21 protein-coding genes are annotated in these 24399 nt (G+C 54.9%); 11 read left to right on the forward strand and 10 right to left on the reverse strand.

The window, feature by feature from the left end; all coding sequences use genetic code 11:
- Nucleotides 1–3: 3 nt before the first annotated feature.
- The 3 genes from HV242_RS02070 to HV242_RS02080 are packed head-to-tail and all read right to left on the reverse strand — an operon-like array spanning nt 4 to nt 3420.
- The gene (locus HV242_RS02070) at nt 4–1071 is read right to left on the reverse strand and encodes a Gfo/Idh/MocA family protein (protein ID WP_050737590.1); all 1068 of its coding nucleotides are present in this window, start codon (nt 1069–1071) and stop codon (nt 4–6) included.
- A 2-nt stretch (nt 1072–1073) separates the two neighbouring features.
- Nucleotides 1074–2252, reverse strand: coding sequence for a Gfo/Idh/MocA family protein (locus tag HV242_RS02075; RefSeq protein WP_050737589.1), 1179 nt, complete (start codon nt 2250–2252; stop codon nt 1074–1076).
- Nucleotides 2253–2268: 16 nt separating this feature from the next.
- On the reverse strand, nt 2269–3420 hold the full coding sequence (locus HV242_RS02080) for a Gfo/Idh/MocA family protein (protein ID WP_050737588.1): 1152 nt from the start codon (nt 3418–3420) through the stop codon (nt 2269–2271).
- 193 nt (nt 3421–3613) lie between these two features.
- On the opposite strand from HV242_RS02080, the gene HV242_RS02085 reads away from it, so the two are divergent.
- Nucleotides 3614–4672: a LacI family DNA-binding transcriptional regulator gene (locus tag HV242_RS02085; protein ID WP_014168356.1), complete on the forward strand. Its 1059-nt coding sequence runs from the start codon at nt 3614–3616 to the stop codon at nt 4670–4672.
- Here HV242_RS02085 and msrA read toward each other — a convergent pair whose 3' ends face one another.
- Entirely contained in the window at nt 4673–5314 is a 642-nt protein-coding gene (gene msrA, locus HV242_RS02090; RefSeq protein ID WP_050737587.1) for a peptide-methionine (S)-S-oxide reductase MsrA, read from the reverse strand.
- A 225-nt stretch (nt 5315–5539) separates the two neighbouring features.
- Between msrA and tamA the strand changes: the two genes are divergently transcribed.
- From tamA to HV242_RS02105, 3 genes are read left to right on the forward strand one after another with little or no spacing between them, the layout of a single operon-like run.
- Nucleotides 5540–7273, forward strand: coding sequence for an autotransporter assembly complex protein TamA (gene tamA / locus HV242_RS02095; protein ID WP_020882918.1), 1734 nt, complete (start codon nt 5540–5542; stop codon nt 7271–7273).
- Entirely contained in the window at nt 7270–11046 is a 3777-nt protein-coding gene (gene tamB / locus HV242_RS02100) for an autotransporter assembly complex protein TamB (RefSeq protein ID WP_050737586.1), read from the forward strand. The genes tamA and tamB overlap by 4 nt, the downstream gene beginning before the upstream one ends.
- A 2-nt stretch (nt 11047–11048) precedes the next feature.
- Nucleotides 11049–11393 carry a gamma-glutamylcyclotransferase family protein gene (locus tag HV242_RS02105; RefSeq protein ID WP_014168360.1) on the forward strand — a complete coding sequence of 115 codons (345 nt, stop codon included), beginning with the start codon at nt 11049–11051 and terminating at the stop codon, nt 11391–11393.
- Between the two features lie 313 nt (nt 11394–11706).
- Here HV242_RS02105 and HV242_RS02110 read toward each other — a convergent pair whose 3' ends face one another.
- Both HV242_RS02110 and HV242_RS02115 read right to left on the reverse strand, forming a co-directional pair.
- The gene (locus HV242_RS02110; RefSeq protein ID WP_044868280.1) at nt 11707–12177 is read right to left on the reverse strand and encodes a hypothetical protein; all 471 of its coding nucleotides are present in this window, start codon (nt 12175–12177) and stop codon (nt 11707–11709) included.
- A complete protein-coding gene (locus HV242_RS02115; protein ID WP_020882914.1) occupies nt 12174–12758 on the reverse strand; it encodes a hypothetical protein in 585 nt (194 codons plus the stop codon). The genes HV242_RS02110 and HV242_RS02115 overlap by 4 nt, the downstream gene beginning before the upstream one ends.
- A gap of 472 nt (nt 12759–13230) precedes the next feature.
- Here HV242_RS02115 and HV242_RS02120 point away from each other — a divergent pair, with 472 nt between their 5' ends.
- Nucleotides 13231–13377: a hypothetical protein gene (locus HV242_RS02120; protein ID WP_181012615.1), complete on the forward strand. Its 147-nt coding sequence runs from the start codon at nt 13231–13233 to the stop codon at nt 13375–13377.
- A 128-nt stretch (nt 13378–13505) separates the two neighbouring features.
- Here the strand turns inward: HV242_RS02120 and ppa are convergent, their stop codons facing one another.
- On the reverse strand, nt 13506–14036 hold the full coding sequence (gene ppa, locus HV242_RS02125) for an inorganic diphosphatase (RefSeq protein WP_020882913.1): 531 nt from the start codon (nt 14034–14036) through the stop codon (nt 13506–13508).
- Between the two features lie 309 nt (nt 14037–14345).
- Between ppa and ytfQ the strand changes: the two genes are divergently transcribed.
- From ytfQ to HV242_RS02150, 5 genes are all read left to right on the forward strand, one after another.
- The gene (gene ytfQ / locus HV242_RS02130) at nt 14346–15302 is read left to right on the forward strand and encodes a galactofuranose ABC transporter substrate-binding protein YtfQ (RefSeq protein WP_020882912.1); all 957 of its coding nucleotides are present in this window, start codon (nt 14346–14348) and stop codon (nt 15300–15302) included.
- A gap of 124 nt (nt 15303–15426) precedes the next feature.
- Nucleotides 15427–16929 carry a galactofuranose ABC transporter, ATP-binding protein YtfR gene (gene ytfR, locus HV242_RS02135; protein ID WP_032681853.1) on the forward strand — a complete coding sequence of 501 codons (1503 nt, stop codon included), beginning with the start codon at nt 15427–15429 and terminating at the stop codon, nt 16927–16929.
- A 10-nt stretch (nt 16930–16939) separates the two neighbouring features.
- Nucleotides 16940–17965, forward strand: a complete 1026-nt coding sequence (gene ytfT, locus HV242_RS02140; protein ID WP_025205793.1) for a galactofuranose ABC transporter, ATP-binding protein YtfT — start codon at nt 16940–16942, stop codon at nt 17963–17965.
- The gene (gene yjfF, locus HV242_RS02145) at nt 17952–18953 is read left to right on the forward strand and encodes a galactofuranose ABC transporter, permease protein YjfF (RefSeq protein ID WP_020882909.1); all 1002 of its coding nucleotides are present in this window, start codon (nt 17952–17954) and stop codon (nt 18951–18953) included. The genes ytfT and yjfF overlap by 14 nt, the downstream gene beginning before the upstream one ends.
- Nucleotides 18954–19046: 93 nt before the next feature.
- Entirely contained in the window at nt 19047–20618 is a 1572-nt protein-coding gene (locus HV242_RS02150) for a methyl-accepting chemotaxis protein (RefSeq protein ID WP_063858753.1), read from the forward strand.
- Here HV242_RS02150 and HV242_RS02155 read toward each other — a convergent pair.
- Together HV242_RS02155 and fbp are read right to left on the reverse strand one after the other, a co-directional pair.
- Complete coding sequence (locus HV242_RS02155; protein WP_063858752.1) at nt 20590–20946, reverse strand: helix-turn-helix domain-containing protein; 357 nt, start codon at nt 20944–20946, stop codon at nt 20590–20592. The genes HV242_RS02150 and HV242_RS02155 overlap by 29 nt on opposite strands.
- Nucleotides 20947–21094: 148 nt before the next feature.
- The gene (fbp, locus tag HV242_RS02160; protein WP_020882906.1) at nt 21095–22093 is read right to left on the reverse strand and encodes a class 1 fructose-bisphosphatase; all 999 of its coding nucleotides are present in this window, start codon (nt 22091–22093) and stop codon (nt 21095–21097) included.
- A gap of 197 nt (nt 22094–22290) precedes the next feature.
- Here fbp and mpl point away from each other — a divergent pair, with 197 nt between their 5' ends.
- A complete protein-coding gene (gene mpl / locus HV242_RS02165) occupies nt 22291–23667 on the forward strand; it encodes a UDP-N-acetylmuramate:L-alanyl-gamma-D-glutamyl-meso-diaminopimelate ligase (protein WP_044866774.1) in 1377 nt (458 codons plus the stop codon).
- A gap of 92 nt (nt 23668–23759) precedes the next feature.
- Here mpl and yjgA read toward each other — a convergent pair whose 3' ends face one another.
- Nucleotides 23760–24311 (reverse strand): ribosome biogenesis factor YjgA, encoded by a 552-nt coding sequence (gene yjgA / locus HV242_RS02170; protein ID WP_014168373.1) that lies wholly within the window; start codon nt 24309–24311, stop codon nt 23760–23762.
- Nucleotides 24312–24399: the final 88 nt, after the last annotated feature.

The following is a 24399-nucleotide window of genomic DNA, read 5'->3' on the forward strand; positions in this document are numbered from 1 at the left end:
CCCTTAACCCGCCGCGTTGGCGAGCATTTGAGCCTTCACGCAGAGCTCCGCAGCCTTGAAGGCGTGCGCCTGCGTCATGGCATTTTCAGTCCGATGGAGACAGTCGAGGATCAGTTCGCCAAAGAACGGGAATCCGACCTGGCCTGCCACCGGATAACGGAACTCCCCCTCTTTATTGACGAGATAAACCACATCCTGCTCGCCGCGGGTTAAATCGACGTATTTGCGGATTTCGATGTAACCCTCGGTGCCGAGCAGCGTCAGTCGCCCGTCGCCCCATGTGGACAGCCCGTCCGGGGTAAACCAGTCGCAGCGGAAGTAGCCGCTGGCGCCGTTTTCGCCTTTGAGCATTGCGTCGCCAAAATCTTCAAAGGTGGGGTACTGCGGGTGTTTAACGTTCCGGACCTGGCTTGCTATCACGGTGGCATCGCGGTTGCCGGTGTAAAAAAGGAACTGCTCAATCTGATGGCTGCCGATATCACACAAAATGCCGCCGAAGTATCGCCGATCGTAAAACCAGTCCGGCCTTCCTTCGCCTTCACGGTGTGGGCCTGTCCCCAGCGTTTGTACCACGTCGCCGATGGCACCTTGCTTTACCAGTTGACCGGCAAAGACAGCACTCTCAACATGCAGACGTTCGCTGTAGTAAACCGCATATTTCTTACCGGTTTTTTCAACCATCGCTTTGGCATCTGCCAGCTGCTCAAGGGTGGTGAGCGGCGCTTTGTCGGTAAAGTAATCCTTCCCCGCCGCCATCGATTTCAGCCCCAGCGCACAGCGTTCAGAGGGGATGGCGGCGCCTGCCACCAGACGCACCTCGTTATCGGCGAGGATCGCCTCCAGCGAATCTGCCACTCTGGCCTGCGGATACTGCTGGATAAATTTTTCCACTCTGGACGGATCGGGATCGTAAACCCATTTCAGCGTGGCGCCGGCTTCAATCAGCCCGTTACACATTCCATAAATATGCCCGTGGTCGAGCGCGGCAGCGGCAAAGACAAATTCACCTTCCCGGACAACCGGCTGAGGTTTGCCGACTGGCGCGTAGTTCATTCCGTCATGTTTATTCATCTTCAGATTCCTCGATCCAGATCTTTACCCAGGGGGATAGCGCCCACTTCGCTGAAGTTGGCCACGCTTGCGGATTTCTCATGAAAACGGGGGGCGAGGGTGTTAATCCCGCCGGTACGGTAAAACGGATCGTCACGTGGAATGGGGAGCGAGACCACGGTGCGGGTGATGGCAGATTTATAAATTGCGGTAATCAACTCCAGCGAGCGTTTTCCCTGTAATCCATCCACCAGCGGGGCCGTGCCGCGTTCAATACTCAGCAGCAGGTCGTTAATCTGCCCGGTATGCAGCGTCCACGCGAGTGCCGGCGTCTGCGCAAAAACAGCGTTGAGCTGTGCTTCCCGCTGCTGGTCGTGAGTTTCCTGAGGAAAACCGTTATCGGCACTCACGCTGGCACAGGCTTGCCAGGGGGCAGAGATGCGCGCGCGCTCGCCCTGGATGACGATCGTCTGATCTTCGCCGTGATGCACCACCGAGGCGGTAAGCTGCGTGAGTGCGCCGCTGGGATATTTGAATATTGCGGCGCTGAGGTCTTCCACTTCGGCATTGTCATGCGCCACGTTGGTCATCATCGCCACCACCTCGGATGGAAACCCGAGCATCCACTGAATAGCGTCGATATGGTGAACCGCGTGATTGAGCGTGCAGCCGCCCCCCTCTTTTTCCCAGGTGCCACGCCACCACAGATCGTAATAGCAGTGGCCGCGCCACCAGAACGAATCCACCTGCGCATGGCAGATTTTGCCCGCGAGGCCGGAATCCAGCGCTGCTTTTAAGCGCCAGAAGGCATCGGTAAAACGATTTTGCGCAATGATGGAGAGCGTTTTGCCGCTGGCCTGCTGAGCCGCAATCATCGCGTCACACTCCTCAAGCGAGGCGGCCATCGGCTTTTCACACAGCACATGACACCCGGCCTCCAGTGCATCAATGCTGATCTGTGCGTGGACATACGGCGGGGTGCAGACATCGACGATATCGACGTCTGGCTCGGATGCCAGCATCTGCTGATGGCTCTCATACACGCGGGCCTGCGTCAGGCCGTAGCGCGTTTTTTTCTCGTGCGCTTTTTCCGGGTAGATATCCACCAGCGCGACAATCCGGCAGCGCTGACCAAACTGCAAATAACCCTGAATATGGTTATGTGAGATATTGCCTGTACCTACAATGGCGATATTTAGCATCGTGTCGTCTCCGGAGTTACCAGGTGCCTGAGGCATCAAGCGTCACGTTTATGGCCTCTTTAGCAACTGAGGTGCTGATGCGTTGCTGGAGCAGGCGCAAGTAGTGTTTCTCGTTGATCGGCAGTTCGACCCAGTCGTCAGTCCAGGTGGAAAGATGCATGGCATTGGAGAGCGTCAGGCCGTGGATCCCGTCCAGGCCCGGCGCAATCAGCGGTTCACCGCGCAGGATGGCGGCGCAGAAGTTTGCGGTAATGACATGATGTTCGCTGCATTCGGCGGCGACAGCAATGTCGACCTCCCAGCATTCAGGCTCCCCAAAACCGTTTTGCCAGCGGGCGTTAAAGTCGGTTTCGGACTCACGTAGCCGCCAGTAGCGAAGCCGCCCCTCTTCGACGACCACTTTGCCGCGATCCCCGACGATCTCCAGGCGATTTGTCCCCGGCGTTTCTGCCACGGTAGTGATAAATACACCGGTAGCCCCATTGGCATACTCGGCATAGGCGGTGACCTCGTCTTCCACTTCAATGTCACGATGTTTGCCGAACTGGCAAAACGCGCGCAGGCGGACCGGCATGCCCACCAGCCACTGCCAGAGATCGAGCTGATGCGGATCCTGGTTGAGCAACACGCCGCCGCCTTCTCCTTTCCAGGTCGCGCGCCAGCCGCCGGAGTTGTAGTAGCTCTGCGAGCGGTACCAGTTGGTGATTATCCAGTTAGAGCGGCGGATCTCGCCCAGCTCGCCGCTGTCGATAAGATCTTTAACCTTCCGGTAGAGCGGGTTTGGTCGCTGGTTGTACATGATGCCAAACACCACGTCGCACTCGCGCGCGCAGGCGTTCATCTCCTGCACCTGCGCCGTATAAACGCCTGCCGGTTTTTCACACAGGGTATTAATGCCGTTACGCATCGCCAGCATCGACAGGCGCGGATGTTCGTAATGGGGCGTGGCGACAATCACCGCGTCGATAAGCCCGCTCTGGATCATCTCCTGGGCATCACTGAACAGGGGAATGGCCCCCACCAGCTGGCGAATGGCCGGGTGTTTTTCCGGTGCATTGTCACAAACCGCCGTCAGGCAGGCGTCATTGACCGTACCCGCGAGTAAATAACGTGCGTGGACCGTACCGATATTACCTATACCAATAATGCCAAAACGTACCTTCTCCATGTCACACCTTAATTTCAGTTGAAAAGAAGTGATGACCGGAAAATAGGAAAGGCGAGGCGTAGCGACAATGTGTTTTTGTGAGAATACTCGCAAGGTGAATAAGTAATCTCCAGGCTTTCTGAAATTTGGTTTTAAAATCAAAAGGCTGTTTCTGCAAATATTTGCAAAAACTGATTGAGAGCGAGGTCACACTATGCCGGGCAGGTTAAAAATGGAGGAGATCGCGGCCCTCACGGGATATTCCGTTAGCACGGTGTCGAGGGTATTAAGCGGCAAGTCATATACCAGCGATAAAGCCCGGGATGCGATCGTTCGCACCGCACGAGAGCTGGGCGTGCTGGAGTCCATGGCCAGTGGACGGCTGTTGATTAACGGTATTGCCGTTTTTGCTCCGGAAAGAACCTTTCAGGGGCGCGGCGATATTTTTTATCTTGAGGTGACCAAAGGGATTGCTGAGGCCTGCTCGCCACACAATGTGTGGGTCAGCTGTTGCGGATTAGAAGAACAGCACGCCGATGTAAAATTATTTATGGAAAAGGCCAGCCAGAAGAACATCAACGCGATAATTATTATTGGTACTGATGATGCCACCATATTTAAACTGGCCAGCACGCTCAATAAACCCTGCGTCTTAATTAATTCCGTGGACCGGGAGCGGGTACTGGATTCGGTATCACCCGATCACCGGGCGATTGGCTTCACCGCCATGCAGTATCTCTTTGAACAGGGGCACCGACGGGTCCTGACGCTGACCTGCCTTCGGCGAGATACGCTTTACGCTCGTCTGGATGGCATTAAAGAGGCGTATCGCCATTTTCACGTCGCCTTTGAGCCGCAGCGTGATTTACTCGTGACGGAGTGGTTTACCGCAGACGAAGCCGAGCGGGCGCTGGATGAGTGGCTGCTGAGTCATGACAGAGCGCAGTGGCCAGAGGTGATTTTCCCGAACAGCACCAGCATGACCGAAGGTGTGGTGAGGGCATTAACCCGCCACGGGCTGCGCGTTCCGGAAGACATCTCTCTGATTACCACCGATTTTGCCTGGAATTTAGCGCACCGGCTGGAAAAACCGGTCACGGGGGTCACGGTGCCCTGCCGCGAACTGGGGATTGAGGCCGTGCACCTGCTGCAGACCCGCCTTAACAGGCCGCAGGCACCGGTTTTTAACCTGCTGTTGCAGGGAAAAGTCATGAATTATGGGTCGGTCAGTAATGCCACGCGCCACGCGGCTCGCGTGGCGCTAGACCAGTAATCAGGCCAGCTGTGGCGGCAGGCAGACGCCGATACCCCCGATACCGCAGTAGCCGTACGGGTTTTTATGCAGGTACTGCTGGTGGTCGTCTTCCGCATAGTAGAACGGTTTGGCGGAGGCGATTTCCGTGGTGACCTCGCGGTTGTCACCGGCATCGTGCATCGCTTTCTGGAAGCGCGCCAGACTTGCGCGGGCGGCCGTCTCCTGCTCAGGAGTGAGAGGGTAGATAGCCGAGCGGTACTGGGTGCCGTGGTCGTTACCCTGACGCATGCCCTGGGCCGGGTCGTGGTTTTCCCAGAACACCTGCAGAAGTTGCTCATAGCTAATGACGGCAGGATCATACACCACGCGTACGGCTTCGGCATGACCGGTCTCGCCAGAGCACACTTCGCGGTAGGTTGGGTTTGGCGTATACCCCCCCGTGTAGCCCGCCGCGGTGCTGTAAACGCCGGGGAGTTGCCAGAAGAGACGTTCTACGCCCCAGAAGCAGCCCATGGCGAACAGGGCGATTTCCATTCCATCAGGAACGTTTGTCATTGAATGGCCATTCACGGCGTGTAAGGTCGCCACAGGCATAGGGGTGTTGCGTCCCGGTAATGCATCAGCTTGTGAAACAAGATGCTTTTTGTCGAATAAACTCACGATGGGGGCCTCCCGGGCTGCGATGTTTCGGTTAAGGTTGTCACGAAGCGTTTAATTGAACACAATAAATGCGCTGAATGAGTCTAGATTTAATCATAAGAAATATTTGGGTGTTACACCCGTTTTCAACCCGTGATGTGGGTTTTTGGCTAACAGGCCGTATTTTGCCGCGGAGCGGCACTTCATTTGCTTCCAGGGTGGAAAAAGGGATATTCAGGAGAAAACGTGACAAAAATCCGCCAGTTATGTTTGGTCAGTTTATTGCTGACAAGCGGGGTTGCCAGCGCGGCGAATGTCCGTTTGCAGGTTGAGGGGTTATCCGGGGCGCTGGAAAAAAACGTGCGTGCGCAGCTGTCGACCATCGAGAGCGACGAAGTGACGCCGGACCGGCGTTTTCGCGCGCGCGTGGATGATGCGATCCGCGAAGGGCTGAAAGCGCTGGGTTATTACGAACCCACCATTGATTTCGATCTCCGTCCGCCGCCAAAGAAGGGGCGACAGGTGCTTATTGCCCGCGTTTCACCGGGTGAGCCGGTGTTGATCGGCGGCACTAACGTCATTCTGCGCGGCGGCGCGCGTACGGACCGGGATTACCTGGATCTGCTTAGCACGCGGCCGAAAAACGGTACCGTGCTGAACCACGGTGACTACGACCATTTCAAAAAAGAGCTGACGAGCGTCTCCCTGCGTAAGGGTTATTTTGACAGCCAGTTCGACAAAAGCCAGCTGGGCATTGCGCTCGACAGGCACCAGGCCTTCTGGGATATCGATTATGACAGCGGCGAACGTTATCGTTTCGGCGATGTGACCTTCGAAGGCTCACAAATTCGTGAAGAGTATCTGCAAAACCTCGTGCCTTTCAAAAAGGGCGATTACTACCAGTCGCGTGATCTGGCGGAGCTGAACCGCCGCCTCTCCGCCACCGGGTGGTTTAACTCGGTGGTTGTCGCGCCAGAGTTTGATAAATCGCGCAAAACCAAGGTGTTGCCGCTGCATGGCGTTGTTTCGCCGCGCACCGAGAACACCATTGAGACCGGTGTTGGTTATTCGACCGACGTCGGTCCGCGCGTGAAAGCCACGTGGAAAAAGCCGTGGATGAACTCATACGGTCACAGCCTGACCACCAGCGCCAGTATCTCAGCGCCGGAACAGCAGCTCGATTTCAGCTACAAAATGCCGCTGCTGAAAAACCCGCTTGAACAGTATTACCTTGTTCAGGGCGGTTTTAAGCGTACCGACCTGAACGATACCGAGGCAGATTCCACCACGCTTGCGGTATCGCGATACTGGGACCTCTCCAGCGGCTGGCAGCGCGCCATTAACCTGCGCTGGAGTCTGGACCACTTTACCCAGGCCAACGTCACCAACACCACCATGCTGCTCTACCCGGGGGTGATGATCAGCCGTACCCGCTCGCGCGGCGGCCTGATGCCAACCTGGGGCGATTCCCAGCGTTACTCCATCGATTACTCCAACACCATGTGGGGTTCCGATGTGGATTTCTCGGTGATTCAGGCGCAAAACGTCTGGATCCGCACGCTGTATGACAAACACCGCTTCGTGATGCGCGGCAACCTCGGCTGGATTGAAACCGGCGACTTCGACAAAGTTCCGCCGGATCTGCGCTTCTTCGCCGGTGGCGACCGCAGTATTCGCGGTTACAAATACAAATCCATCGCGCCGAAAGATGATGACGGCAAGCTGATTGGTGCCTCCAAGCTGGCTACCGGCTCGCTGGAATATCAGTACAACGTCAGCGGAAAATGGTGGGGCGCGATGTTTGTCGACGGCGGCGAAGCGGTAAGCGATATCCGCCGCAGCGACTTTAAAACCGGCGCGGGCGTGGGCGTACGCTGGCAGTCTCCCGTCGGGCCAATCAAGCTCGATTTCGCCGTGCCGGTGGGTGATAAAGAAGAACACGGTTTACAGTTTTACATCGGTCTGGGGCCTGAATTATGAGTTTATGGAAGAAGATAAGCCTCGGGGTGCTGATTTTTATCGTACTGCTGCTCGGTACGGTGGCGTTTCTGGTCGGAACGACGTCTGGCCTGCATCTGCTGTTTAACGCGGCTAACCGCTGGGTTCCCGGGCTGGAAATTGGCCAGGTGACAGGCGGCTGGCGCGATCTGCGTCTGAAAAACATCCGCTACGAGCAGCCTGGCGTGGCGGTAAACGCGGGGGAATTTCATCTCGCGGTGAAGCTGGGCTGCCTGCGGGACAGCAAGCTGTGCGTTAACGATCTGTCGCTGAAAGACGTGAACGTGGCGATAGATTCGAAGAAAATGCCGAAATCGGCACCCGTTGAGGAAGAGGATAGCGGCCCGCTGAATCTCTCCACACCGTATCCGATTGCCCTCTATCGGGTGGCGCTGGATAACGTCAATGTCAAAATCGACGACACCACCGTCTCCGTCATGGATTTCAGCTCCGGCCTGCGCTGGCAGGAGAAAAACCTCACCCTGACACCAACCTCCCTTCAGGGGCTGCTGATTGCGCTGCCGAAAGTGGCGGACGTGGCGCAGGAAGAAATTGTCGAACCGAAGATCCAGAACCCGCAGCCGGAAGAGAAACCGCTGGGCGAAACGCTGAAAGATCTCTTCTCTAAACCTGTGCTGCCGGAGATGACGGACGTTCATCTGCCGCTTAACCTGAATATCGAAGCGTTCAAAGGCGAGCAGCTGCGTCTCACCGGCGATACCGATCTGACGGTCTTCAACATGCTGCTTAAAGTCAGCAGCATCGACGGCAACATGAAGCTCGACGCGCTGGATATCGACACCAACCAGGGCTCGGTTAACGCGTCAGGGAATGCCCTGCTGCGCGACAACTGGCCGGTGGATATCACCCTGAACAGTTCGCTCAACATCGACCCGCTGAAAGGCGAAAAAGTGAAAGTCAAAGTGGGCGGGGCGCTGCGCGATAAACTGGATGTCGGCGTTAACCTCTCCGGCCCGGTGGATATGGATCTGCGCGCGCAAACGCAGCTGGCGGAAGCGGGGCTGCCGCTCAACCTTGAGGTTGTCAGTAAGCAGCTCTACTGGCCGTTCACCGGCGAAAAACAGTTCCAGGCCGATGACCTGAAGCTCAAGCTGAGCGGCAAAATGACGGATTACACCCTGTCGTTCCGCACGGCGGTGAAGGGGCAAGGTGTTCCGCCTGCGACGATTACGCTGGATGCTAAAGGCAACGAGCAGCAGGTGAATCTCGACAAACTGACCGTTGCGGCGCTGGAAGGCAAAACTGAACTCACCGCGCTGCTTGACTGGCAGCAGGCGATCAGCTGGCGCGGCGAGCTGAAGCTGACGGGGATCAACACGGCCAAAGAGGTGCCGGACTGGCCATCAAAACTGGACGGCCTGATCAAAACCCGCGGCAGCCTGTATGGCGGTACGTGGCAGATGGACGTGCCGGAAATCAAGCTTACTGGTAACGTGAAGCAGAATAAGGTCAACGTTGAAGGCTCGCTGAAGGGCAACAGCTATCTGCAGTGGGGGATCCCGGGTCTGCACGTGGCGCTGGGCCGTAACACGGCGGATATCAAAGGCGAGCTGGGGGTGAAAGATCTTAATCTGGATGCCACCATTGATGCGCCAAATCTGGATAACGCCCTGCCAGGGTTGGGCGGTACGGCGAAAGGGTTAGTGAAGGTGCGCGGCACGGTAGAGGCTCCGCAGCTGCTGGCCGATATCACCGCCAGCAACCTGCGCTGGCAGGCGCTGACCGTTGCGCGGGTTCGCGTCGAAGGGGATGTGAAATCCACCGATCAGATTGGCGGTAACCTGAACCTGCGCGTGGAGCGCATTTCTCAGCCCGACGTGAACATTAATCTGGTCACTCTGGATGCCAAAGGTAACGAAAAACAGCACGATCTCCAGCTTAAGGTGCAGGGCGAGCCGGTATCCGGTCAGCTTCATCTGACCGGAAGCTTTGATCGCAAACAGGCGCGCTGGAAAGGGACGCTGGACAATACCCGCTTCAACACCCCGGTAGGGCCGCTGGCGCTGTCCCGCTCTATCGCGCTGGACTACCGCAACGCCGAACAAAAGATCAGTATCGGGCCGCACTGCTGGACCAACCCGAATGCGGAACTGTGCGTACCGCAGACCATTGATGCGGGGGCTGAAGGGCGTGCGCAGATCAACCTTAATCGCTTCGACCTGGCGATGCTAAAACCGTTTATGCCGGACACGACTCAGGCCAGCGGCGTCTTTAGCGGGAAAGCCGATGTCGCGTGGGACACGACCAAAGAGGGGCTGCCGCAGGGTAGCGTGACGCTCTCTGGTCGTAACGTGAAGGTGATACAGGAGGTAAACGACGCACCGCTGCCGGTGGCGTTTGATACCCTCAACCTGAGTGCCGATCTGCATAACAACCGCGCAGAGCTGGGGTGGCTTATCCGTCTGACCAACAACGGTCAGTTTGACGGGCAGGTGCAGATTACCGATCCGCAAGGACGCCGTAATCTCGCCGGTAACGTTAATATCCGCAATTTCAACCTGGCGATGGCCAACCCGATTTTCTCACGTGGAGAAAAAGCGGAGGGGATGCTCAGCGCGAACCTGCGCCTGGCGGGCAATGCGCAAAGCCCGCAGCTGTTTGGCCAGATGCAGCTTAACGGCGTGGATATCGACGGCAACTTTATGCCGTTTGATATGCAGCCAAGCCAGATTGCGATGAACTTCAACGGCATGAGCTCGACCCTCGCCGGGGTGGTGCGTACCCAGCAGGGACAAATCAACCTCAGCGGCGACGCCGACTGGAGCCAGCTTGATAACTGGCGGGCCCGTGTCGCGGCCAAAGGCAGCAAGGTGCGGATCACCGTACCGCCGATGGTACGTCTGGACGTATCCCCGGATATTGTCTTTGAAGCCACCCCAAGCCTCTTCACGCTGGACGGCAACGTGGACGTACCGTGGGCACGCATCGTGGTGCACGAGGTGCCTGAGAGCGCGGTGGGCGTCTCCAGTGACGAAGTCATGCTCAATGAAAATCTCAAACCCGTTGAGCAGAAGAGCGCCGGTATTCCGATCAACAGTAACCTCACCGTTCACGTCGGCAATAACGTGCGTCTGGATGCGTTTGGGCTGAAGGCGAGACTGACGGGGGATCTGAAAGTCGCGCAGGACAAGCAGGGTCTGGGTCTGAACGGCCAGATCAATATTCCTGAAGGGCGCTTCCATGCCTATGGTCAGGATCTGATTGTGCGTAAAGGTGAGCTGCTGTTCTCCGGCCCGCCGGATCAGCCACTGCTCAATATCGAAGCGATTCGTAACCCGGAAGCCACCGAAAACGACGTTATTGCGGGTGTTCGCGTTACCGGCTCTGCTGATGAGCCGAAGGCGGAGATCTTCTCCGACCCGGCAATGTCGCAACAGGAAGCCCTGTCTTACCTGCTGCGTGGGCAAGGACTGGAGAGCGGCCAGAGCGACAGTGCAGCGATGACCTCGATGTTAGTGGGTCTGGGGGTTGCACAAAGTGGGCAGGTTGTGGGTAAAATCGGCGAGACGTTCGGCGTAAGCAATCTGGCACTGGACACCCAGGGCGTGGGTGACTCCTCGCAAGTGGTGGTCAGTGGCTATGTACTGCCGGGTCTGCAGGTAAAATATGGCGTGGGGATCTTTGACTCACTGGCAACACTCACGTTACGCTATCGCCTTATGCCTAAGCTATATCTGGAAGCAGTGTCCGGCGTAGACCAGGCACTTGATCTGCTCTATCAGTTTGAGTTTTAGCAATGCGAATATTTGTCTACGGCAGTTTACGAACCAAGCAAGGCAACAGTCACTGGATGACCAATGCCCTGCTGCTGGGGAATTACAATATCGAGAACTACCAGTTGTATAGCCTGGGCCACTATCCAGGCGCGGTTCCTGGGGAAGGAACAGTACAGGGTGAAGTTTATCGTATTGATAATGCTACACTTGCCGAACTTGATGCCTTGCGCACCAGGGGCGGTGAATACGCTCGCCAGTTGATCCAGACGCCGTATGGAAGTGCGTGGATGTACGTCTACCAGCGTCCGGTCGAGGGGTTAAAGCGGATTGTAAGCGGTAACTGGTTAGACAGAGACCAGTACTGAAAAAAACAACGCCACCGTCAGGTGGCGTTGTTTTTTATGGGCTTAGCTCTCTTCTGTGCTTCGGCGTCGGGTCAAAAACAGCGGAACAAAAAGCATGATGTACGGAGCAAGCAGCCATATCAGGCACAGGGCGCGTGAAAAGCCGTAGTAGTTGATGCACCGCGTATTGCTTGAAATGACGGGAATAAAAAACAGAAAAAACAGCAAAATGGCATAATCGCTACGGTAGGGGATCCATAAATAAAACAAAAACCAGGCGAGCTGGAATGTCATGATGCAGAGATACTGCCATTTGCTGTCTTTGCCGTAACAGTCAAATGCCTTTATGTAGCCCATCTTTATGCTTTGAAGAAAGAAACTTAGCATGTAAAACGCTCACGATCGCGACGGTCAGGAGTGTGCTGGCCAGCAACTCGATTAAAAAATAGCTATGGGTGATGTTAGTTGCACCTGAGCTCAAGGTATACCATTTACTATACCCTCTATGCACTGCAACAAAAAGGGTATACAAACCTGTATTAATAAAGAACTGAAGTAGACACGAAATGATTATATTCTTCGGCAATTTTTTTAATACAGCGAGTAAAGCATAGACAATTAAAACGGATAGGGAAAAATACAGGCCATTAATAAAATTAGATAATACAATTGAATTTATATTAGTAAATATCAGGTCATGGCTGCCATAAAACCATGACAGATATTCAAAATGCGTTGCTCTGCCAAAGATAAAAGCTGCGATTGCTAATACGAGTATACCAGCGATATGATGTTTCTTTCTCATAATTTTGCCCCGCTAGCCAGAAGCGCTTTCATCGTTTTGCTGGCTTCTAACTGATCTTTAATTATGGCAAGGTCGCGAGTATTTTGATTATATTTGGCAATAGCCGTTGGCGTTCCTTTACCACCGTTGTCCATAAAGAAGACAATATCCTGCCGTCCATACAGTAGAACCTGTGGGATAGGATCCCGTCCATAATTGACCGCCTGCGGGAGGGAGTGGATAGATTCTGTAGTGAGGAAACGAGGGATATCTTTATGCTCAATGTTCCCTAAAGGTGTTGTAGCAATAAGGGAACCGATGAATTCCGTTGTATAAACTAATGAATCTGTATCTTTAGTCGTAACTTTTGAACCTGTAATATATTTAATCTGTTGCCATAAGGTTATATCTTTGGGGGCAATCTTAACACCATCCATAAACATATCTTGCTTTCGTTTCAACTGAATGACTGTGCGATGGACTTGAGTCAAAGAAGGGCTTATTTCACCAAAGGAAGGCATAAGGCCATCACGTGCATAGAGCCTTTCAATGATGAAGTAAATTCCAGTTGGGCGGGCAACATCAATGTTAATCGATGACATAGTGAACCTGTGGCGTGTGATGGCATATGTTTATCATAGCAGTATGTTATTAATGGTTAAACCATTCAACTGGCTCCCACCATATATGATAGGTTTCTCTGTATTGTAATGATCGGTATTAATAAAAAATAAGAATATTCTTAACGATCTCGTGTCTCCCAGTGATGATTTATACGGCACGTCCGCTGCTCTGCCTGTCTGCATTTTGTGAATAGGTTAACAATCACATGTGAAATTGATACTGAATTACTTTTTCCTTCGAACATGCTTCCTGTTTCTATCATCGTTTCCCTCCATGCTGGCGCATACCTGCCTGAAAGAGTACAACAACCTCTGTACCTACGTTGTTATCGTTTGTATAACTGCGGAGGTGTCGACATGTGAAACCAATAATCAGTTAGTGATCACTCCGGTGACAAAACAATATTCACTCGACGAGTTGTTATTTCAGTGAGATCTGTCAACTCCTGACATGAGTGAACAGGACCCGTGGGGGGGGAACTTTGCCCGCGATGCCGGATTTAGCGTGCCACTGTTGTGTGAGGAACGGGATATTCGGGGCATCATCCTGGTGAACCAGGTCCGGATGATGGATTCAGGTGCACTTCAGGAAAAGTGAATTGATGTGGCGTCAGATGAAACAGTAGGAGATGCACTCTTACGGTGTCAGGCAATCGTGAATTAAACCGCAGACGCAAGGCACAAAAAAGCCCCGACTCGCGGGGCCTTATTATTCAGCGGTAAGAATTACTTCTTCGCAGCGCGTTCGAAAGAGGAGATGATTTCCGCTTTCGCTGCTTCTGCGTTTTCCCAGCCGTCAACTTTAACCCACTTGCCTTTTTCGAGGTCTTTGTAGTGCTCGAAGAAGTGAGTGATCTGCGCTTTCAGCAGTTCTGGCAGGTCGTTCACATCTTTGATGTGATCGTACTCTTTGCTCAGTTTGGTGTGCGGAACAGCAACCAGTTTCGCATCTTCACCAGATTCGTCGGTCATTTTCAGCACGCCAACAGGACGGCAGCGAATGACTGCGCCTGGCTGCAGTGGGTATGGCGTTGGGACCAGTACGTCAACCGGGTCACCGTCCAGAGACAGGGTATGGTTGATGTAACCGTAGTTGCATGGGTAGAACATGGCGGTAGACATGAAACGGTCTACAAACAGCGCACCGCTCTCTTTGTCCACTTCGTATTTGATAGGATCTGCGTTAGCCGGGATTTCGATAACTACGTAGATGTCTTCTGGCAGTTCTTTACCCGCAGGGACGTTGAGTAAGCTCATGTCTGTGTCCTTTAAAATGGATGGTAAACAAGTGGCAGGTATTATAGCCAACTGGCGCTGAAAGTCTCCGCCTGTTTTCGTCTTCTCTCCACGTTCTCCCCACTTTTCAGACCGATTCCATGACAGGAAAATCCATAAACTCAGCCGCTTTTTTAATGGTGAAATGAAAGCGATTACAAACTTGTGATTAACGTTTTATTCACTTTTCTGAAGTGTGATGTAACGCAATTCGTTACATATTTCATTGGCTATAGTCATTTCGCAGAACATCTTTTAACCAACAATAAACACCCCTACGAGGACGTTCATATGTGGAAGCGCTTACTTCTTGTCACAGCAGTTTCGGCAGCCATGTCGTCTATGGCGATGGCCGCCCCTTTAACCGTAGGTTTTTCCCAGGTCGGCTCTGAATCCGGCTGGCGAGCGGCAGAAACCAACGTTGCGAAAAGCGAGGCTCAGAAACGCGGTATCACCCTGAAAATTGCCGATGCGCAGCAAAAACAGGAAAACCAGATCAAAGCCGTGCGGTCATTTATCGCCCAGGGCGTTGATGCCATCTTTATTGCGCCGGTCGTGGCCACTGGCTGGGAGCCGGTCCTGAAGGAAGCGAAAGACGCTGAGATCCCGGTTGTTTTGCTCGATCGTTCCATTGATGTAAAAGACAAATCTCTCTATATGACCACCGTCACCGCCAACAACGTTCTCGAGGGTCAATTAATTGGTGACTGGCTGGTGAAACAGGTGGATGGCAAGCCGTGTAACGTCGTTGAGTTGCAGGGGACCGTCGGGGCGAGCGTGGCCATCGATCGTAAGAAAGGCTTCGCGGAGGCCATCGCCAAAGCGCCAAACATTAAGATTATCCGCTCTCAGTCCGGCGACTTTACCCGCAGTAAAGGTAAAGAGGTCATGGAGAGCTTTATCAAGGCTGAAAACAACGGCAAGAACATCTGCATGGTTTACGCCCACAACGATGACATGGTGATCGGGGCTATCCAGGCCATCAAAGAAGCGGGGCTGAAGCCGGGCAAAGATATCCTCACCGGCTCTATCGATGGCGTACCGGATATCTATAAAGCGATGATGGACGGCGAAGCGAACGCCAGCGTGGAGCTGACGCCAAACATGGCTGGCCCGGCATTCGATGCGCTGGAGAAATTCAAGAAAGACGGCACCCTGCCTGAAAAAGTGACGATCACCAAATCGACGCTCTACCTGCCTGACACCGCGAAAGAAGAGTTAGAGAAGAAGAAAAATATGGGCTACTAAGGCCTTTTCCCTCGCCCCTTACCCCCCTCCTCTCCCCTGAGGGGAGAGGGTATACAAGGGCGGGTAGACTGGCATGAACATTTCCCTCTCCCCAACCGGGAGAGGGCGAGGGTGAGGGGGAAACATGACCGACACACAACACCAGGAAATCCTCCGCACAGAGGGCTTAAGCAAGTTTTTCCCCGGTGTAAAAGCGCTGGATAACGTTGATTTTAGCCTGCGACGCGGTGAGATTATGGCGCTGCTGGGAGAGAACGGTGCGGGAAAATCGACGCTGATTAAGGCACTTACCGGCGTTTACCATGCCGATCGCGGCACAATCTGGCTAGAAGGCAACGCCATTTCGCCAAAAAACACCGCCCATGCACAACAGCTGGGGATTGGGACGGTTTACCAGGAAGTGAACCTGCTGCCGAATATGTCGGTGGCGGATAACCTGTTTATCGGCCGTGAGCCAAGACGCTTCGGCCTGCTGCGACGCAAAGAGATGGAAGCGCGGGCCACCAGGCTGATGGAATCCTATGGCTTCTCCCTGGACGTTCGCGAACCGCTGAACCGTTTTTCCGTCGCGATGCAGCAAATTGTCGCGATTTGCCGGGCGATCGATCTCTCCGCGAAAGTGCTGATCCTTGATGAGCCTACCGCGAGCCTTGATACCCAGGAAGTTGAAATGCTCTTTACCCTGATGCGCCAGCTGCGCGATCAGGGGGTAAGCCTGATCTTCGTCACCCACTTCCTCGATCAGGTGTATGAGGTCAGCGATCGCATCACGGTGCTGCGCAACGGCAGCTTTGTCGGCTGCCGCGAAACCCGCGAGCTGCCGCAGATAGAACTGGTCAAAATGATGCTGGGCCGCGAGCTGGAAACCAACGCGCTTCAGCGTGCAGGCCGCACGTTGCTCAGCGAGAAACCGGTCGCGGCCTTCAGCGATTTCGGCAAAAAAGGGGTGATCTCACCCTTTAATCTGGACGTGCGGCCCGGTGAAATTGTCGGGCTGGCGGGCCTGCTGGGTTCCGGGCGCACCGAAACCGCCGAGGTGATCTTCGGGATCAAACCTGCGGACAGCGGCAGCGCGCTGATCAAAGGTAAACCGCAGACCCTGCGATCGCCGCATCAGGCCTCCTGCCTGGGCGTGGGCTTCTGCCCGGAAGACAGGAAAACCGATGGCATAATTGCCGCCGCCTCGGTGCGGGAAAATATCATTCTGGCTCTGCAGGCGCAGCGCGGATGGCTACGCCCCATCCCGCGGAAAGAACAAAACGCCATTGCCGAGCGATTTATCCGTCAGCTCGGTATACGTACGCCGAGCGCTGAACAGCCCATTGAATTTCTCTCCGGTGGCAACCAGCAGAAGGTATTGCTGTCACGCTGGCTGCTGACTAAACCCCAGTTCCTGATCCTCGATGAACCGACGCGCGGTATCGACGTTGGGGCGCACGCCGAAATTATCCGGCTTATCGAAACGCTGTGTGCAGACGGTCTGGCGCTGCTGGTTATCTCATCCGAGCTGGAAGAGCTGGTGGGGTATGCCGATCGCGTCATCATCATGCGCGATCGTAAGCAGGTGGCAGAGATCCCGCTGGATAAACTGTCCGTTCCGGCAATCATGAATGCCATCGCGGCGTAAGGAGTTAATCGTGATGCCCCGTTCGCTTCCGCAAACCGGTGCAACCAGGCGCCGCTTCACCTGGCCTACCGGCACGCCGCAAATTATCGCGTTGCTGCTGGTGCTGCTGATCGATAGCCTGGTCGCCCCGCATTTCTTTCAGATTATCGTGCAGGATGGCCGGCTGTTTGGTAGTCCGATAGACATTTTAAACCGCGCCGCCCCGGTGGCGCTTCTGGCCATTGGTATGACGCTGGTGATCGCCACCGGCGGGATTGACCTCTCCGTCGGTGCGGTGATGGCCATCGCCGGCGCCACGGCAGCGTCCATGACCGTCGCCGGGCACAGCCTGCCGGTGGTGCTGCTGGCTGCATTAGGTACTGGGGTGCTGGCCGGACTGTGGAACGGCATTCTGGTGGCGGTCCTGAAAATTCAGCCGTTTGTTGCCACTCTCATCCTGATGGTGGCCGGACGCGGTGTGGCACAGCTTATCACCTCGGGTCAGATTGTGACCTTCAACTCCCCCGGCCTGGCATGGCTTGGCAGCGGTAAGCTGTTCTTCTTCCCGACGCCGATCGTTATTGCGCTGGTCACATTAGTGGTGTTCTGGCTCTTTACCCGTAAAACGGCGCTGGGCATGTTCATTGAAGCGGTTGGGATTAACATCCGTGCGGCGCGAAACGCCGGGGTTAATACACGGCTGATGGTCATGCTGACCTACGTGCTGAGCGGCATTTGCGCCGCCATTGCCGGGGTGATCGTCGCGGCGGACATCCGTGGTGCGGATGCCAACAACGCCGGGTTATGGCTGGAGCTGGATGCGATCCTGGCGGTGGTTATCGGTGGCGGATCGCTGATGGGCGGGCGGTTTAATCTGCTGCTCTCGGTGATCGGCGCGCTGATTATTCAGGGTATGAATACTGGGATCCTGCTCTCCGGTTTTCAGCCGGAACTCAACCAGGTGGTGAAAGCGGTGGTCGTGCTCTGCGTGCTGATCGTCCAGTCGCCGCGCTTTGTCAGCATCATTAAAGGGATCCGTGGCCATGATAAAACGTAATTTACCGTTAATGATCACCTTGGGCGTGTTTGTGCTGGGTTATCTCTACTGCCTGACGCAATTCCCGGGCTTTGCCTCTACCCGGGTGATTTGCAACATTCTGACGGATAACGCCTTTTTAGGCATTATCGCCGTTGGCATGACCTTTGTGATCCTCTCCGGCGGGATCGATCTCTCGGTTGGGTCGGTGATCGCTTTCACGGGCGTATTCCTCGCAAAAGCGATCGGTTTCTGGGGGATCTCGCCGCTGCTGGCTTTCCCGCTGGTGCTGGTGATGGGCTGCGCGTTTGGCGCATTTATGGGGCTTTTGATCGACGCGCTGAAAATTCCGGCTTTTATTATCACCCTCGCCGGCATGTTCTTCCTGCGCGGCGTAAGCTACCTGGTCTCGGAAGAATCGATTCCGATTAACCATCCTGTCTACGACACGCTCTCCAGCCTGGCGTGGAAAATCCCCGGCGGCGGTCGTCTGAGCGCGATGGGGTTGCTGATGCTGGGCGTGGTGGTGGTGGGGATCTTCCTTGCCCACCGTACCCGGTTTGGTAATCAGGTCTATGCCATTGGCGGCAGTGCCACCTCGGCAAACCTGATGGGGATCTCCACCCGCAGCACCACAATCCGCATCTATATGCTCTCGACCGGACTGGCGACGCTGGCGGGGATCGTCTTCTCGATTTATACCCAGGCGGGTTATGCCCTGGCAGGCGTCGGGGTGGAACTTGATGCCATCGCCTCGGTGGTGATTGGCGGCACGTTGCTCAGCGGCGGCGTTGGCACGGTGCTGGGGACGCTGTTCGGCGTGGCGATCCAGGGACTGATCCAGACCTATATCAACTTTGACGGCACGCTCAGTTCATGGTGGACCAAGATCGCCATTGGCATTCTGTTGTTTATTTTTATCGCCCTGCAGCGCGGCCTGACGGTGCTCTGGGAGAACCGACAAAGCTCGCCTGTTACCCGTGTAAACACTTCAGTAACAGAGCCATAACACGCTGAATTTGCTTAAAGTCTAAACATTTTCCGGTAGCGGCCGATACTCTTTTTTTATGCCCAGAAATATCTCGCTACCGGAAATAATATCATGCTTAAAACGCTATCGATTCGTACCGGCTTGCTCTCTTTACTGGCCGTTATGACCCTTCTGCTGCTGATTGTCAGCGGCATTGGCATTTATGCCCTCACACAGAGTTCTTCTTCACTCCAGCGCATCAACCACCTTCAGGGTGAGCAGATGGTGCAGCTTAATTCTGGCTATACCCTGATCCTGCGCGCGCGTAATGAAGCGGGTCAGGCGGTCCGGATGATGGAAATCGGCATGCTGGATGATGCGGCCAAATCGGTGAAAAACATCAATCAGGAGATTGCCCAGGCCCGTAAAACGCTGAAAGGCGTGATCGACGGCGGGGTGGCGGATGAGCAGGGACAAAAACTGCTGGATAAGGTGGCCGCGAGCCTGGCGACCTATAACCAGCAGGGGATCGATCCGATGCTGAAAGCCCTGAACGATCAGAGCGCAGACAGCTATTACGATCTGCTGGAGAACACGCTGATCCCGGTGGCGGCGCAGTTTGATAATGATATGCAGGTCTTTCAGAAATGGAGCGAAGCGCGCGGGAAAGCGGAAGTGAAGGCCGTGCAGTCGAGCAAAAACCGGGTACTGATCCTGATCGTGGTGGCCGCGCTGCTGACGGCTGGCATTATTGTGCTGGCGTGGCTGGTACTGCGTCACATGCTGCTCAAACCGCTTTCGGCCTCCATTGCTCAGCTGGAGAACGTGGCGGCGGGCGATTTAACCCATACGCTGAATGACCCGGCGAGCCAGGAGTTTAACCGCCTGAACGCGGCCATTGAGGGGATGCGGCAGTCTCTGATGAACTCGGTTTTACGGGTACGTGATGCCAGCTCGCAAATTGATACCGGCAGCCGCGAGCTGACGGCGGGGAACATGGATCTTGCCCAGCGCACGGAATCCACCGCGACATCGCTTGAGCAGACGGCCGCCAGCATGGAAGAGATCACCGCCACGGTGAAACTCAATGCAGACAACGCCGAGCAGGCGCACCAGCTGGCGAAATCCGTGTCTGACACCGCCGATCACGGCAGCGAAATGGTCTGCTACGTCATTGAAAAAATGCGTGATATCGCCGGCAGTTCGGCACGCATCGCCGATATTCTGAGCGTCATTGACGGCATTGCCTTCCAGACCAATATTCTGGCGCTGAACGCCTCGGTGGAAGCGGCGCGCGCGGGTGAGCAGGGGCGCGGGTTTGCCGTTGTCGCCGGTGAAGTGCGAAACCTCGCCAGCCGCAGCGCTGACGCAGCAAAAGAGATCCGTTCGCTTATCAGTGATTCTCAGACCCATGTAAACGAAGGCAGCGAGCTGGCGCAGCAGGCTGGCGAAACGATGGATGAGATCGCAACAGAAGTACTGCGCATGACCAAACTGATGCGCGAGATTGCGACCGCGTCCCAGGAGCAGAGTCGTGGCATTGAGCAGGTGAATATTGCCGTGAATCAGATGGACGAAACCGCGCAGCAGAATGCGGCGCTGGTCCAGCAATCTTCTGCCGCGACGCGCTCGCTGGAAGAGCAATCGCGTCAGCTGATGGACGCCATGGCATCATTTAAACTGACGACTCAGACAGCGGCATAATATTTTCCCGCCCCGGCGCATTCTGTGTCGGGGTTTTATGTGTCGCTGAATTTAATGCGCCAATATTATCGTGAATGTCGCCCATTAATATTTCCAGAGACTGGGTTAATGCTAATGCATTTTCAGTCGGCTCAAGATATAACCCTTTGCGGAAAAATAGCGGCTCGTCAAACAGCTGATTAAAGCGTTTTAATGCCAGACTCACCGCGGGGCGCGACATCTCCAGACGTACAGAGGCTTTTGCCATACTGCCGCAGCGGACCACTTCAATAAAAACAGGGATAAGATTTAAATCAATGCCGGTATTAGCACGGGAATAATTTTTCATGACGGTTAGGCTCCAGGAAATATTTGTCAAACTGTTATGGAAATAATGCAGGAGCAAAACCGAATATTAAAGCGTGTTTTTTATAAACACTTATACGGTAAAATATATAAATGAAGCGGGGAGCCTGAAGGGCTCCCCGTGTTATGGGTTATGCGTCCGGATACTCACGGATAAAACGTTCAACGTCATCAACCATATGGGTGTTGCCGACAAAGAACGAACGACGCTGGTGCAGGCTTTCCGGCACGATGTCCAGAATACGCTCTTTACCGTCGCTCGCCTTGCCGCCAGCCTGTTCGGCCAGGAACGCCATTGGGTTGCATTCATACAGCAGACGCAGCTTGCCGTCAGGGTGGCTTGCCGTGCTTGGGTAGAGGTAGATACCGCCTTTCAGCAGGTTGCGGTGGAAGTCAGCAACCAGCGAGCCGATATAGCGGGACGTGTACGGGCGCTGAGTGGCTTTATCTTCTTCCTGGCAGAACTTGATGTATTTCTTCACGCCGTTCGGGAATCGGATGTAGTTGCCTTCGTTGATGGAGTAGGTGTTGCCCTTCTCCGGGAAGCGCATACGTTCCTGGCTCAGGCAGAAAACGCCCAGCGAGGGATCGTAAGTAAAGGCGTGAACGCCGCAGCCCGTGGTGTACACCAGCATGGTGGAGGAGCCATAAACGACGTAACCGGCCGCCACCTGGTTACTGCCCGGCTGCAGGAAATCTTCCTCTGTCACCGGCGTGCCAACAGGCGTGACGCGGCGGTAGATGGAGAAAATGGTACCGACAGAAACGTTAACGTCGATGTTAGAGGAACCGTCCAGCGGATCCATCAGCACAACGTATTTAGCGTGTTCACACCCTTCGAAAACGACAATTTCATCTTCTTCTTCGGAGGCGATACCCGCCACGATGTCGCGCGCGCGCAGTGCAGCTTTCAGTTTTTCATTTGCGAACAGATCGAGTTTCTGTTGAACCTCGCCCTGAACGTTCTCGGCACCGCTGGCACCCAGGATATCGACCAGACCGGCCTTGTTGATATCACGGTGGATGATCTTAGCGCCCAGCTTTATTGCCGACAGCAAAGCAGTGAGTTCACCCGTAGCATGAGAAAACTCGTGCTGCTTTTCGACAATAAATTCACCTAACGTTTTCATAACACTTTCCCTGCATCTTTGTGAGTAGAGCGATTGTATGTTCACTAAAACGACTAAAGCCCAACAATCTTAACAAACATTCAAATATTAGCGCAGAGGTGAATCGCGCCAGCAATATACGGATTTACCTGAAATGCGTTTCGCTGTCGCTGACATGTGAGTAAAATGTGCGCCACATTGAAGAAGGATAGTGACGTATGCGCATTCATATATTGGGGATTTGTGGCACTTTCATGGGCGGACTGGCAATGCTGGCGCGCTCTCTGGGCCATGAAGTGACAGGTTCGGACGCCAATGTGTATCCGCCGATGAGCACGCTTCTGGAGAAACAGGGCATCTCTCTGATTCAGGGATACGATGCCAGCCAGCTGGATCCTGAGCCGGATCTGGTGATCATTGGCAACGCCATGACCCGCGGTAATCCGTGCGTTGAGGCGGTTCTGGAACGCAATATTCCGTTCATGTCTGGCCCGCAGTGGCTGCATGATTTCGTGCTGCGCGACCGTTGGGTCGTTGCCGTAGCCGGAACGCATGGCAAAACCACGACCGCCGGAATGGCGACCTGGATCCTCGAAGCCTGTGGTTATAAGCCAGGTTTTGTGATCGGGGGTGTGCCGGGTAATTTCGATGTTTCTGCGCGTCTGGGTGACAGCCCGTTCTTCGTGATCGAAGCCGACGAGTATGACTGCGCGTTCTTCGACAAGCGCTCCAAGTTCGTGCACTACTGCCCGCGGACGCTGATCCTCAACAACCTTGAGTTCGATCACGCGGATATTTTTGACGACCTGAAAGCGATTCAGAAACAGTTCCACCATCTGGTGCGCATCGTTCCGGGTCAGGGCCGCATCATCCTGCCGGAAAACGACATCAACCTGAAGCAAACCCTGGCGATGGGATGCTGGAGCGAGCAGGAGATGGTGGGCGAGCAGGGGCACTGGCAGGCGAAAAAACTCAATGCGGATGCCTCCGAGTGGGAAGTGCTGCTCGACGGCGAGAAAGTGGGTGAGGTGAAGTGGGGCCTGGTGGGCGAGCACAACATGCACAACGGCCTGATGGCGATTGCCGCGGCACGTCATGTGGGCGTTCAGCCTGCGGATGCGGCGGATGCGTTAGGCTCGTTCATTAACGCCCGCCGTCGTCTGGAGCTGCGCGGTGAAGCCCACGGCGTCACGGTGTATGACGATTTTGCGCATCACCCGACCGCCATTCTGGCGACGCTTGCAGCTTTACGCGGCAAAGTCGGCGGGACCGCCCGCATTCTGGCCGTGCTGGAACCGCGTTCGAACACCATGAAAATGGGCATCTGCAAAGACGATCTTGCGCCATCCTTAGGGCGTGCCGATGAAGTCTTCCTGCTGCAGCCGCAGCATATTCCGTGGCAGGTGGCCGAAGTGGCCGATGCCTGCATTCAGCCTGCGCACTGGAGTGCGGATGTGGATGCGCTGGCGGATATGGTGGTGAAAGCCGCACAGCCTGGCGATCACATTCTGGTGATGAGCAACGGCGGTTTTGGTGGGATCCATCAGAAGCTGCTGGACGGTCTGGCGAAGAAAGCGCAGGCGGTCGTAGAGTAAAAAAAAGCCCGGGAGCGCTCACGCTTACCGGGCTTTTTCGCCCTCGCCCACAGGGAGAGGGGCGGGGTTAAGGGCACTCAACGATGCTGTGCTTACTCTTCGTTTTCAGACAGCTCACGCAGATACTGGAAAATCAGGCGTGCAGACTTCGGCGGCTTGTTCGCTTCTTTCTCTTTCTGGGCATTGCGGATCAACGAACGCAGCTGCTGGCGATCGGCATCCGGCCACAGGTTCAGTACTTCCGGTACCGCATCATCACCTTGTTCAATCAGACGATCGCGGATCTGCTCAAGCTTATGGAACAGCGCAACCTGCTGGTTGTGGCGGTTTTTCAGTTTGTCCAGCGCCTGGCGGATCGGTTCAACGTCACGCTGACGCAGCATTTTACCGATAAGCTGAAGCTGACGGCGACGGCCTTCTTTCTTGATTTTCTGTGCCAGTTCAATGGCATCGCGCAGATCCTGGTCGAGCGGGAGTTTATCCAGCGCGTTTTTACCCAGTTCTACCATTTCCGCGCCAAGCTGTTTTAACTCTTCGGCGTCACGTTTAATTTCACTTTTACTGACCCAGATGATCTCATCATCTTCGTCTTCGATGTCATCACCGGGAACGTCGTCGAGCCAGTCTTCGGGCTGCTTAGTCATGTCAGGCTCCTTAAAAAAAGAGGCTAATGTTACCAGTTAAGACGCGCACTGAAAAACGGTTCTCTGTTAGACTTCAATTAACTCTCTC

The organism is Enterobacter sp. RHBSTW-00593, assembly GCF_013784105.1.
GTDB classification, from domain to species: domain Bacteria; phylum Pseudomonadota; class Gammaproteobacteria; order Enterobacterales; family Enterobacteriaceae; genus Enterobacter; species Enterobacter ludwigii.